The sequence below is a fragment of the Yersinia nurmii genome (assembly GCF_001112925.1).
Taxonomy (GTDB): Bacteria; Pseudomonadota; Gammaproteobacteria; order Enterobacterales; family Enterobacteriaceae; genus Yersinia; species Yersinia nurmii.
In genome coordinates, this window is record NZ_CPYD01000015.1 from 67,511 (window position 1) to 79,939 (window position 12,429).

Here is a 12,429-nt window from a genome sequence, read left to right on the forward strand (position 1 = left end):
CTCATGGCGGTAGTGCTGTTTAATAAGGATGTCTAACTAAGGGTACTTTTACACATGTCAGAACAAAACAACACAGAGATGGCTTTCCAGATCCAACGTATTTATACCAAGGATATCTCTTTCGAAGCGCCAAATGCACCGCAGGTTTTCCAGCAGGATTGGCAGCCAGAAGTTAAACTTGATCTTGATACTGCTTCCAGTCAGCTGGCTGAAGATGTGTATGAAGTGGTACTGCGCGTCACAGTAACGGCCTCTCTGGGCGAAGAAACTGCATTCTTGTGTGAAGTTCAGCAAGGCGGTATTTTCTCCATTGCTGGCATCGATGGCACCCAACTGGCACATTGCTTGGGCGCATACTGCCCGAACATTTTGTTCCCGTATGCCCGTGAATGTATCACCAGCCTGGTTTCCCGCGGTACTTTCCCTCAGCTGAATCTGGCACCGGTTAACTTTGATGCCCTGTTCATGAACTATTTGCAGCAGCAGGCTCAAACTGAAGGCGAAGGTGCCGAACAACGTCAGGATGCCTGATGAACACCACTGATGCTTCAATGACTGTAATCGGTGCCGGATCTTACGGCACCGCATTAGCCATCACGTTAGCGCGTAATGGTCACACCGTTGTGTTGTGGGGACACGATCCCAAACACATTCAGGCGTTGCAGGATGCTCGCTGTAATCAGGCTTTTCTACCGGACGTACCTTTTCCCGACACATTATTACTAGAAACCGATTTGTCCCGCGCGCTGGCGGCCAGTCGTAATATTCTGGTGGTAGTGCCGAGCCACGTTTTTGGCAACGTTTTACATCAGCTAAAACCCCATTTACGCAACGATGCGCGTATTGTTTGGGCAACCAAAGGGTTGGAAGCTGAAACTGGACGTTTGCTACAGGATGTCGCGCGGGAAATCCTCGGCGATTCTATCCCGCTAGCGGTTGTTTCTGGCCCGACTTTTGCCAAAGAACTGGCGGCAGGAATGCCCACGGCGATTGCATTAGCTTCAACAGACGCTCAGTTCAGCGAAGACCTACAAGAGTTGCTCCACTGCGGTAAAAGTTTCCGGGTTTACAGCAATCCAGACTTTATCGGTGTGCAGCTCGGCGGCGCGGTGAAAAACGTGATTGCCATTGGTGCCGGTATGTCTGACGGCATCGGTTTTGGTGCTAATGCGCGAACGGCGCTGATTACCCGTGGTTTGGCCGAAATGAGCCGCTTGGGTTCCGCGTTGGGCGCCGATCCATCCACCTTTATGGGCATGGCGGGGCTGGGTGATTTGGTGCTAACCTGCACGGATAATCAATCTCGCAATCGCAGATTCGGTATCATGCTGGGTCAGGGCGCGGGGGTTCAGGAAGCGCAGGACAAGATTGGCCAAGTTGTTGAAGGTTATCGAAATACCAAGGAAGTATTAGCTCTGGCGCAACGGTATGGTGTTGAAATGCCCATAACCGAACAGATCTATCAGGTGCTGTACTGCCATAAAAATGCCCGCGAAGCTGCCCTGACCTTATTAGGGCGCACCAAAAAAGACGAAAAAAGCGGCGTTTAACCCGTTAGATAAATGCGTACTAAGTCACCTTGGGGTTTCCTCGGGGTGACTTGTTTGTGTCATAGGGAGAATAAGGCATGTCGTCAGAAGAGTTAGAGCAGGTCTGGAGCAGCATTAAATCAGAGGCGCGGGCGCTGGCTGATTGTGAACCCATGCTGGCCAGCTTTTTTCATGCGACATTGCTAAAGCATGAAAATTTAGGCAGTGCCCTAAGCTATATTCTGGCGAATAAATTAGCCGATCCTATAATGCCTGCTATTGCTATCCGGGAAGTGGTTGAAAGCGCTTACCGCAGCGATCCCCATATGATTGTTTCCGCCGCGCGCGATATTCTGGCTGTGCGCTTGCGTGATCCTGCGGTGGATAAATACTCTACACCACTCCTGTATCTGAAAGGTTTTCACGCATTACAAGCCTATAGAATTGGCCATTGGTTATGGGCGCAAGAGCGTAAAGCACTGGCTATTTATCTCCAAAATCAAGTCTCTGTAGCCTTCGGTGTTGATATCCACCCTGCGGCAACCATTGGTTGCGGTATCATGCTGGACCACGCCACAGGCATTGTGATTGGTGAAACGGCAGTTGTTGAAAACGATGTTTCTATTTTGCAGTCTGTCACTTTGGGTGGTACGGGTAAAACCAGCGGCGATCGACATCCTAAAATTCGTGAAGGCGTGATGATTGGTGCCGGGGCGAAAATTCTGGGCAATATTGAGGTAGGACGAGGGGCTAAGATTGGCGCGGGTTCTGTGGTATTGCAGGCGGTTCCGCCTCACACTACGGCGGCGGGCGTACCGGCTCGGATCGTGGGTAAACCGGAGAGTGACAAACCCTCTCTGGATATGGACCAGCACTTCAACGGCGTCAGCCAAGGTTTTGAATACGGCGACGGTATCTGATTCCTGCTATTAATCGAATAATCGAACGGGGCCACTCTGAGCCCCTTTCTGACAAATTTCTTACTCTTTCACCAATGCGCCATTATATCCCAGCTGGCGCCATGCCTCGTATACCACCACAGAAACAGCGTTCGATAGGTTCATACTGCGGCTATCTGGTTGCATTGGAATCCTGATTTTTTGCTGTGCCGGCAATGCATTCAGAATACTGGCCGGTAAACCGCGAGTTTCCGGGCCGAATAACAGAAAATCCTTATCCTGATAACTCACTGCGCTATGAGCTGGCGTACCTTTGGTGGTTAGTGCGAACAGGCGCTCGGGTTTTTCGCTGTCGAGAAAAGCCTGATAATCATGATGATGCTTAATATTCGTAAATTCATGATAATCGAGGCCCGCTCGGCGCAGCCTTTTGTCATCCCAGGTAAAACCCAAAGGCTTGATCAAATGAAGCTGGCAGCCGGTATTGGCGCACAGACGGATGATATTGCCGGTGTTCGGTGGGATTTCAGGTTCAAATAAAACAATATTCAGCATAGGCCCCCCAGTAAAGAGGGGCGCAGGATACCAGAAACTCCGATTTGGTGCAGTGGCATCTGTTGATATGGGCAGGTCTGGGCTGTGAGAACGTTTGTCGATCTGGCCGATCCACGTGGATCGGCCAAATGACTAGGCTTTTAATGGGTGTAGAGGAAGCCAGAGAATCAAGCGCAGGCCGCCAAGCGGGCTATCTTCCGCCCTAACCCAGCCACGATGCTGACTTACGGCAGTTTCAACAATGGCTAAGCCTAAGCCTGTACCGCCGGACTCACGGTCGCGGGCTTCGTCAGTGCGGTAGAACGGCCGGAAAATCTGTTCGCGGTCTTCTGCACTGACACCAGGGCCATCATCATCAACAGTGATGGTTACGCCTTGATTATCCGCATGGAACGCCACTGCGATACGGTGGTGAGAATACCGAAGAGCATTGCGAACAATATTTTCCAACGCACTATCCAATGCAGACGGATTACCAAACAGCGTCCAAGGACCCGGTGGTGCAGAGATTTCCAGCGTTTTACCGACCTGTTCGGCTTCAAATTGCGCATTTTCCAGCACGTCAGACCAAAGCTCATTAGCTTTAATCGGTTCACGCTCCAGCTCATTTTTATGCTGGTTACGGGAAAGCACCAGTAGATCATTGATCATACTGTCTAGCCGATGAGCTTCAGTTTCAATGCGTTCCAGCTCTTTTCCCTCCCCATGGCGACGGCGCATCAACGCCGTTGCCAGCTGAAGGCGGGTCAGCGGAGTGCGAAGCTCATGGGAAATATCGGAAATCAACCGTTGTTGTGCGGCAACCATTCGTTCCAACGCACTGATCATTTGGTTGAAACTGGCACCAGTGGCTAGGAATTCCTGCGGACCGGATTCCAGCTCAGGATGTTGTTTCAGATTTCCACGTGCCACGTCATCGGCGGCATTTTTCAGTTTACGAGCTGGTTTAGCCAGACTCCATGCCAGCCAGAGAAGCAGAGGCGCACTGATCAACATGGTGGCAATCAGCAACAGCAACGGCCTATCAAACATCAGATTGATAAAGTCGGACTGTGGGCTACTTGCTGGTCGAATCAAATAGAGTTGGTAATTGTCATCACCATCACGAATAGAGAATGGCCCGACCATTTCTGCCCGACCATATTTTTTCTTTTTCGGCTGATCGGCATTATCCGATTGGCCAATAAAGTTACGCACAATCTGCATTTCATGACGTTCAGCGCCAATCACTCGGCCTTCGCTGGTCACTAACACCAGATGCTGGCCGGGAGGTGCCCATTTCTCAATGGCGCGATACAGCCGCCGCCACCACATCAAATCGGTGGCAGGATCGCTGGCCAGCTCAACTTCAATATGCTGTTCCAGCATGACGCCCTGACGCTGCTCATTTTCCAATAACGGTGTTAACTGCCGCGAATCCAGCTTGGGCACCATCAGCACTAGCATTAGCACTAGTGCCAGAGTAAACCAGAAAATAGCGAAGATTCGCGCCGTCAAACTGTTGATCATGTTTCAGATACCATCAAATATCCGCGACCACGCAAGGTCTTGAACCAAGGTAAACCATCCTGACGCTCCGGTAACTTACGACGTAGGTTGGAAATATGCATATCAATGGCACGATCAAATGGCGTCAGTCGTTTGCCCAAGACTTCCTGGCTGAGATGTTCACGCGAAACCACCTGGCCCAGATGCTGAGCGAGTAAATACAGCAAGGTAAATTCTGTGCCGGTTAAATCTAATACCTGGCCTTCAAAGCTAGCTTCCTGACGACCCGGATTCAGTTGCAAGCAGTCAACTTCTAGCGTTGGCGCGCCTTGATCGACATTCTGCTGCTGTTCGCTCCAATTGGAACGCCGTAAAATAGCGCGTATACGTGCTACCAATTCACGATCGTTAAACGGCTTGGCCAGATAGTCATCTGCGCCTAACTCCAGACCCAGAACCCGATCCAGTTCACTGCCGCGCGCGGTCAGCATAATCACCGGCGTTTGGTGATGTTGACGCAGCTCTTTTAAGGTTTCGATACCGTTTTTACGCGGCATCATAATGTCCAGCAAAAGCAGGTCGATCGAACTGTCGAGCAGGTTTAGCGCTTGCTCGCCGTCATAGGCAACAACAACGTTGAAGCCTTCCATTTCAAGTAATTCTTTCAATAGCGAAGTTAGTTCGCGATCGTCATCAACCAGTAGAATTTTATGCATAGTTATTTCACCTCTAGACGCAAAATACGTTAACAATTGCCGCGATTCTATGACTTTACCTAGATTTACATCCCCTGACCTCAGTTTTACATGCACTGACGCTAGTTTTCAGCCAGACCGATACACTGCTTCACATTGAATCGCATAGCAGAGTGAATCCAGGAGTTAATCATGCGTAAAGTAACAACGTTAGTTATAGCGTCAATGTTGGCCTTCGGCTCTACCGCCGCATTTGCCGCTGATACTGTTGCAACCGCTGGCAACTGGTGCCACGACTTCGACGGCAAAATGATGAAAGGCGGTCGCGGCCACCATAACATGTTTGAAGGCTTGAACCTGACTGAACAACAGCGTCAGCAGATGCGCGACCTGATGCGTCAGCATCGCGGAACCAAAACGGCAATGTCTGTCGCTGACCGGGAAGCAATGCATAGCCTGATTACAGCAGATAAATTTGATGAAGCCGCAGTTCGAGCGCAGGCTGAAAAAATGTCTAAACAACAGGTTGAGCGTCAGGTCGAAATGGCCAAAGTACGCAACCAAATGTACAACTTGCTGACGCCAGAGCAAAAAACTGCGTTAAACCAGATGCATAAACAGCGGATGGCTATAATGCAGCAGGCTCCAGCGGCGCAACCGGCTTCTGCCCAGAAGTAAAGTACTATCCAGTACCGTAAGGTACTACCCAGTAATACCCTGTTTTCCTTGCCATAGACACCATCCCTGTCTTTTAGCCCTCCATGATGGAGGGCTTTTTTTTGCCTGTATCCGTTATACTTGTCCCCTAAGATTCAATTTGGGAAGAGTTATGGATCGGCAATATGCGCGGCTGGTTAAAGCTGCGGCCTTATCGGCTACTGCACTAGCATCAATTCTACTGTTAATTAAAATATTTGCTTGGTGGGCGACCGGTTCCGTCAGCGTCTTGGCGGCTTTGGTCGATTCACTGGTGGATTTAGCTGCCTCTCTCACAAATCTGTTTGTGGTGCGTTACTCCCTGCAACCCGCGGACGAAGAACATACTTTTGGTCATGGTAAAGCTGAGTCTTTGGCCGCTTTGGCTCAAAGTATGTTTATTTCCGGCTCCGCTTTATTCCTGTTTTTAACCGGCTTCCAGCATCTCGCCTCACCGGAACCCTTACAAGATCCTGGTATAGGCGTCGGCGTTACCTTAGTCGCGTTATTCAGCACCCTGATCTTAGTCACATTTCAGCGCTGGGTGGTGCGTAAAACCCAAAGCCAAGCGATACGGGCCGACATGCTACATTATCAATCAGACGTGATGATGAATGGTGCTATTCTTATAGCATTGGCTTTAAGTTGGTACGGTTTTCACCGCGCTGATGCGCTATTTGCGCTGGGTATAGGTGTTTATATTTTATATAGCGCCCTGCGTATGGGTTATGAAGCGGTACAGTCATTACTTGATAGGGCCTTACCTGATGAAGAACGGCAGGCCATTATTGATATTGTGACTTCGTGGCCGGGAGTGATTGGCGCTCATGACCTACGTACTCGACAATCCGGTCCGACTCGTTTTATCCAGCTGCATCTGGAGATGGAAGACGATCAACCGTTGATGCAGGCGCATATTTTAGCTGAACAGGTTGAAAGTGCGTTGTTACACCGTTTCCCGGGTGCTGATGTGCTTATCCATCAAGATCCTTGCTCGGTAGTGCCAAAAGAGCGCCATGCTCATTGGGAGCTGTAATTTTGCGTTGATTCTTGAAGCTGTGTTACAGAATGATGGAAATATTTACCGTTACTTCGTGTGACTTGAATCAATTCAGCATAGTGTTTTTGCTATAATATCCAATATCATGGTCGTAGCGTTGATTTTATGTACTAGTATCGTGCTCATGGCATAATCGGCTAATAAAGAATTCTCAAAAAATCGCATCTACAAGTTCAGAGGTAGTCATGGTAAAGAAAATCGGTGTGCTAACAAGCGGCGGTGACGCGCCAGGTATGAACGCGGCAATTCGTGGGGTGGTTCGCGCTGCTTTGTCTGAAGGGCTGGAAGTTTTCGGTATTTATGATGGTTACCTCGGCTTGTATGAAGATCGCATGGAAAAGCTGGATCGCTACAGCGTTTCAGACATGATTAACCGGGGTGGCACTTTCCTGGGTTCTGCGCGTTTCCCTGAGTTCCGCGATCCGGCCATTCGTGCAAAAGCCATTGAGAACATGAAAGCGCGCGGTATCGATGGACTGGTTGTTATCGGCGGCGATGGTTCTTATGCCGGTGCTGATTTACTTCAGGCGGAAGGCGGTATTTCCTGCGTTGGTCTGCCGGGCACCATAGATAACGATGTGGCGGGTACTGACTACACCATCGGTTTCTTCACTGCGTTGGATACCGTGGTTGAGGCAATTGACCGTTTACGTGACACTTCTTCTTCTCATCAACGTATTTCTATCGTTGAAGTGATGGGGCGCTACTGTGGCGATTTGACTCTGGCTGCAGCTATTGCCGGTGGTTGTGAGTTTATCGCGATTCCAGAAGTACCTTTCAATCCGGACGATCTAGTTTGTGAGATCAAAGCCGGCATCGCCAAAGGTAAAAAACATGCCATCGTGGCTATCACCGAAAAACTCTGTGATATCGATGAGTTGGCTAAATATATCGAGAAAGAAACCGGTCGTGAAACCCGTGCAACCGTACTGGGCCACATTCAGCGCGGCGGTTCACCGGTAGCTTATGACCGAATTCTGGCTTCCCGTATGGGCGCTTATGCGGTTGAACTGCTGATGAAAAATGTAGATCAGAGTAAAGGCGGCCTTTGCGTCGGCGTACAGAACGAGAAAATGGTTAACGACCTGATTTCTGTTTGTATTGATCCGAAAAACAAGAAAAGCAAATTCAAAGAAGACTGGTACGACACAGCGAAAAAACTGTTCTAATCCACGTTCTAGGTCTGAAAAAGCCTCCGCTCGCGGGGGCTTTTTGCATTTTACGAAACGTATATTCATTAAAGATATAATAGGGTATTTTTTATTCTTTAATCGTTAGCTTAGTTTCTGGCAGGCTTTATCTTATCCAACCTATTGAGGTTGATTATATAAATTCTGGGGAGTGGGCGATGCGTAAATGGGGTGTAGGTTTAACATTAATGCTGTTGGCATCAGGTGCTGTGGCAAAAGATATTCAGCTGTTGAATGTTTCTTACGACCCAACGCGGGAATTCTACCAGGAATATAATCAGGCTTTCAGTAAACACTGGCAGCAGCAAACAGGCGATAAAGTCACGGTACGTCAGTCGCACGGCGGCTCTGGTAAGCAGGCAACCTCAGTGATTAACGGTATTGAAGCCGATGTCGTGACGCTGGCTTTGGCCTACGATGTGGACGCCATTGCCGAACGTGGTCGGATTGATAAGAGCTGGATTAAGCGCCTGCCGGATAATTCTGCGCCTTATACTTCAACCATCGTTTTTCTGGTGCGTAAAGGTAACCCCAAGCAAATTCACGATTGGTCAGATTTGGTAAAACCGGGGATTTCCGTGATTACGCCGAATCCGAAAACGTCCGGTGGCGCTCGTTGGAACTATCTGGCGGCCTGGGGCTACGCTCTGGAGCACAATAATAACGATCAGGCGAAAGCGCAGGAATTCGTCAAAACGCTGTATAAAAATGTTGAAGTGCTGGACTCCGGTGCGCGTGGCGCGACAAATACCTTCGTTGAACGCGGTATTGGCGACGTATTGATTGCCTGGGAGAATGAAGCCTTGTTGGCGGTGAATGAGTTGGGCAAAGACCAGTTTGATATTGTGACGCCGAGCGTTTCCATTCTGGCTGAGCCGACGGTTTCTGTCGTGGACAAAGTGGTCGATAAACGTGGAACCCGTGAAGTCGCCGATGCTTACCTGAAATATCTGTATTCGCCGGAAGGCCAAACCATTGCCGCGAAAAATTTTTATCGTCCGCGTGATGCGACAGTCGCGGCCAAATTCTCCAGCGAATTCCCCAAATTGAAATTATTTACCATAGATGAGGTTTTCGGTGGCTGGACCAAAGCTCAACAAGTGCATTTTGCTACCGGCGGCGTATTTGACGAGATTAATAAGCGCTAAGCGGCATTGAAATTCAGACATAAAAAAACCCCGTTGCCGGGGTTTTTGCATTTTTACGTATTCAAACGTGAATTATGCTTTTTTCGCTTTAGCTGCGGCTTTAACGATCACTGCGAAAGCGTCAGCTTTCAGAGATGCGCCGCCAACCAATGCGCCATCGATGTCCGGCTGAGCGAACAGCTCTGCAGCGTTTTTATCGTTAACAGAACCGCCGTACTGAATAATAACTTGTTCAGCTACTGCCGCATCTTGTTTGGCGATATGGTCACGAATGAATTTGTGAACAGCCTGCGCCTGCGCTGGGGTGGCTGATTTGCCGGTACCGATAGCCCAGATTGGTTCGTAAGCGATAACCGCGCCTTCGAATGCTTTTGCACCCAAAGTGTTCAGCACTGCGTCCAGTTGCTTAGCGCAAACGGCTTCAGTTTGACCCGCTTCGTTCTCTGCGTCAGATTCACCGATGCACAGTACTGGGATCAGGCCGGCCTCTTTCAGTACGCCGAATTTTTTGGCGATGAACTCATCACTTTCGTGGTGATAAGTACGACGCTCGGAGTGACCGATAATGATGTATTTAGCACCGATATCTTTCAGCATTTCTGCTGAAGTTTCGCCGGTGAATGCGCCGGAAAGATTAACATCGACGTTCTGAGCACCCAGAGCAATACGGCTACCGGAAAGATGGTGTTTAGCCTGGCTCAGATAGATTGTTGGTGGCGCAATGGCAACGCCACAGCCGTCAACATTGCTCAGTTCTTTACGCAGGCCAGCGATCAGCTCGTTAACCATGTGAGTACTACCGTTCAGTTTCCAGTTACCCATAACTAATGGATGACGCATGTTTCTTCCTCCAACTAGGGACGCGAGGGTCAATAATAATGACTGCCAGAGCGGCAGTTTACCTGCCCAACAGTATAGAGATGATTAATGGCAATGGCTTTGCTTTTTGTCATTAATTACGCCGAGATTATGGCTCGGATAGTGCCAGCTTAATCGGTTCAATAGCGAAAGTTAGCCCTTTTTCGCCGTTATCTGCCACTACATAGCGGATTGCACCGACAGAATGGCTATGGAAATGGGCGCCTTTCCCCTGCGCTAGCAGTTTGAGTACGTTATCCAGACTTTGCTCTAGCGATAAGGTGGGTTCAAACTGGCGCATCAATGCTGCCATATAACTGATAGCGACCAGCCTTGCGGCTTTCTCTTCATCGCCTTTAATCGGTAAATAAGTAATTTGCAGCGTTTTTATTTTACCGGTGCCTTTTTCCAGCGCCGTTGAGGCATAAAGATTTTCATTAATCTTGCTGGCAGCACGGGTCAGATTGCTGCCCTCATCTTTAGCGCTGATGGCCCGAAATTCATTAATTGGTAAAGATGGATTGGCCTGGTTGTAGCTTTCGCGAAATTTTACCAAGGTTAAATCAAAAGTCGGTGCCCCTGATAGCAGGTAGGGCGCAGTGGGTTGGTTGTTCGGCACCGGAGCGCCGCTATTATCCGTTGGGTCAGCATGAGCTGTGCGGCTAACCGTGGCCATTAGCACTAAAATGGCGAGCACAGCGGCTATGGTATTTCTCATGACTTACGCCGTAGTTAAGGGAGTGTGTAGAGGATTAAAACGGTATTCGGTAGTCGTTGTCAAAAATCCCCGCAAAGATTATTCGTTAAGCTCGGCGTTAGGGTACACTTTGGCGCAATAATTTCGAAGAAATGGAATCGAATCTCTATGACCATTCAGCAATGGTGTTTTTCGTTTAAAGGCCGTATTGGTCGTCGTGATTTTTGGATTTGGATCGGCCTGTGGTTACTGGCCATGGCAACTATTTTTACGCTTGCCGGGCAAGAGATATTGCCGATGCAAACCGCCGCCTTTGCGATTGTTTTTCTGTTGTGGCCCACGGCGGCAGTTGTGGTAAAACGCCTGCACGATCGCAATAAAGTCGGTTGGTGGGCGCTGTTGGTGGTGCTGGCCTGGATGCTGATGGCTGGAAACTGGCAAATGTTGGCACCGATCTGGCAATGGGGCGTTGGGCGTTTCATTCCCACGCTGATTATTGTCATGATGCTGATTGATTGCGGCGCATTTCTGGGTACCGAGGGCGATAATCGTTTTGGCCCAGAGCCAGATCAGGTGAAGTTTTTGCCTGAGAAAAAACAATGACGACCACTCACGGGTTATCTATATGAAGAAGGGCGCTTAGCGCCCTTTTTTTCGACCAAATTTAACGGCTGACTCGAGTTACCAGTAATGTTCGCTGGTGATATGACCGGGTTTGCGACGTAGGTGTTTTTTCATCTGACGCTGATCTTTCAACGTCTGTTGCGTATCGCGGACCATCTGTGGGTTGCCGCACAGCATGATGTGATCGCGTTCGCTATCAATCTTCAAACCTACCGCAGCTTCAAGCAGGCCATGTTCAATCAGCGCGGGTACGCGTCCGGTCAGAGAACCGGGGGACTCTTCGCGACTGACCACGGTTTGAATTCGCAGTTTGCCATTGTAGCGCTGCTCCAGTTGCTGCATTAGCGGCAGGTAGCTGAGATCCTGAGCAAAGCGTGCGGCGTGAACCAGTACCAGATTGTTGAACCGTGCCAAATCGCGACCTTCCTGCAAAATCGACAGATAAGGGCCAATGGCGGTGCCCGTCGCTAACATCCACAAGGTGTCGCAGTCAGGAATTTCTTCCAGAACGAAGAAACCTGCGGCCTGTTTGGTCACCATAATTTCATCGTTGACCCGAAGCTGACGCAGTCGAGGACTGAGTTTCCCTTCCGGAACGTTGACCAAATAGAACTCAAGCTTGTTATCACTGGGAGCATTAACGTAGGAATAGGCTCGCTGTACCCGTTCACCGTGGACATCCAGTGCCAGTTTAGCGTACTGACCGGCAGTAAAGGTATCTATTGGCGCGTCAACCTGAATGCTGAACAAGGCGTCCGTCCAATGTTCAACGTGCGTGATTTTACCACTGACCCATTCAGCCATGCTTACAACTCCCGTTATTCAGATGTGCTCATGATGTAAATAGCGATGGAAGCATTTTATGGGATTTGGCTGGAAACCATTATCGATTAAATGTTATCAGCATAAAGTGTGGATATTATTCTTCAAATCCAGTTGATGATGTACAGCTTAATTTACATTCTGGTCGTTTTTACTGCCAAAATACTG

At 49.3% G+C, this 12,429-nt stretch carries 14 protein-coding genes; 8 read left to right on the forward strand and 6 right to left on the reverse strand.

The genetic code is table 11. From position 1 onward, the window contains the following. The first annotated feature begins 54 nt into the window (after positions 1-54). From secB to cysE, 3 genes are all read left to right on the forward strand, one after another. A complete protein-coding gene (secB, locus tag AD970_RS16520; protein ID WP_049601518.1) occupies positions 55-531 on the forward strand; it encodes a protein-export chaperone SecB in 477 nt (158 codons plus the stop codon). After that, positions 531-1,550 carry an NAD(P)H-dependent glycerol-3-phosphate dehydrogenase gene (gene gpsA, locus AD970_RS16525; protein WP_049601520.1) on the forward strand — a complete coding sequence of 340 codons (1,020 nt, stop codon included), beginning with the start codon at positions 531-533 and terminating at the stop codon, positions 1,548-1,550. Before secB ends, gpsA begins: the two co-directional genes overlap by 1 nt. 77 nt (positions 1,551-1,627) lie before the next feature. Next, positions 1,628-2,449, forward strand: coding sequence for a serine O-acetyltransferase (gene cysE, locus AD970_RS16530; RefSeq protein ID WP_049601524.1), 822 nt, complete (start codon positions 1,628-1,630; stop codon positions 2,447-2,449). A 60-nt stretch (positions 2,450-2,509) separates the two neighbouring features. Here the strand turns inward: cysE and trmL are convergent, their stop codons facing one another. The 3 genes from trmL to cpxR form a co-directional block, all read right to left on the reverse strand. Then, positions 2,510-2,983 (reverse strand): tRNA (uridine(34)/cytosine(34)/5-carboxymethylaminomethyluridine(34)-2'-O)-methyltransferase TrmL, encoded by a 474-nt coding sequence (gene trmL, locus AD970_RS16535; RefSeq protein ID WP_049601529.1) that lies wholly within the window; start codon positions 2,981-2,983, stop codon positions 2,510-2,512. 132 nt (positions 2,984-3,115) lie between these two features. Then, on the reverse strand, positions 3,116-4,492 hold the full coding sequence (gene cpxA, locus AD970_RS16540) for an envelope stress sensor histidine kinase CpxA (protein WP_049601531.1): 1,377 nt from the start codon (positions 4,490-4,492) through the stop codon (positions 3,116-3,118). Beyond that, complete coding sequence (gene cpxR, locus AD970_RS16545; protein ID WP_049601535.1) at positions 4,489-5,187, reverse strand: envelope stress response regulator transcription factor CpxR; 699 nt, start codon at positions 5,185-5,187, stop codon at positions 4,489-4,491. The genes cpxA and cpxR overlap by 4 nt, the downstream gene beginning before the upstream one ends. A gap of 171 nt (positions 5,188-5,358) precedes the next feature. Between cpxR and cpxP the strand changes: the two genes are divergently transcribed. The 4 genes from cpxP (at position 5,359) to AD970_RS16565 (ending at position 9,260) form a co-directional block, all read left to right on the forward strand. Further along, entirely contained in the window at positions 5,359-5,844 is a 486-nt protein-coding gene (gene cpxP, locus AD970_RS16550) for a cell-envelope stress modulator CpxP (RefSeq protein WP_049601538.1), read from the forward strand. Positions 5,845-5,995: 151 nt separating this feature from the next. Continuing rightward, positions 5,996-6,898, forward strand: coding sequence for a CDF family cation-efflux transporter FieF (gene fieF / locus AD970_RS16555; protein WP_049601541.1), 903 nt, complete (start codon positions 5,996-5,998; stop codon positions 6,896-6,898). A gap of 209 nt (positions 6,899-7,107) precedes the next feature. Further along, positions 7,108-8,091 carry a 6-phosphofructokinase gene (pfkA, locus tag AD970_RS16560; protein ID WP_049601543.1) on the forward strand — a complete coding sequence of 328 codons (984 nt, stop codon included), beginning with the start codon at positions 7,108-7,110 and terminating at the stop codon, positions 8,089-8,091. 179 nt (positions 8,092-8,270) lie between these two features. Then, entirely contained in the window at positions 8,271-9,260 is a 990-nt protein-coding gene (locus AD970_RS16565; protein ID WP_049601546.1) for a sulfate ABC transporter substrate-binding protein, read from the forward strand. Between the two features lie 72 nt (positions 9,261-9,332). Here AD970_RS16565 and tpiA read toward each other — a convergent pair whose 3' ends face one another. Next, positions 9,333-10,100 (reverse strand): triose-phosphate isomerase, encoded by a 768-nt coding sequence (gene tpiA / locus AD970_RS16570; protein WP_049601549.1) that lies wholly within the window; start codon positions 10,098-10,100, stop codon positions 9,333-9,335. 127 nt (positions 10,101-10,227) lie between these two features. Beyond that, positions 10,228-10,836, reverse strand: coding sequence for a DUF1454 family protein (locus AD970_RS16575; RefSeq protein WP_049601552.1), 609 nt, complete (start codon positions 10,834-10,836; stop codon positions 10,228-10,230). A 147-nt stretch (positions 10,837-10,983) separates the two neighbouring features. Here AD970_RS16575 and AD970_RS16580 point away from each other — a divergent pair, with 147 nt between their 5' ends. Next, positions 10,984-11,418 carry a DUF805 domain-containing protein gene (locus AD970_RS16580; RefSeq protein WP_049601554.1) on the forward strand — a complete coding sequence of 145 codons (435 nt, stop codon included), beginning with the start codon at positions 10,984-10,986 and terminating at the stop codon, positions 11,416-11,418. A 78-nt stretch (positions 11,419-11,496) separates the two neighbouring features. Here AD970_RS16580 and fpr read toward each other — a convergent pair whose 3' ends face one another. Further along, complete coding sequence (gene fpr / locus AD970_RS16585; protein ID WP_049601557.1) at positions 11,497-12,243, reverse strand: ferredoxin--NADP(+) reductase; 747 nt, start codon at positions 12,241-12,243, stop codon at positions 11,497-11,499. Positions 12,244-12,429: the final 186 nt, after the last annotated feature.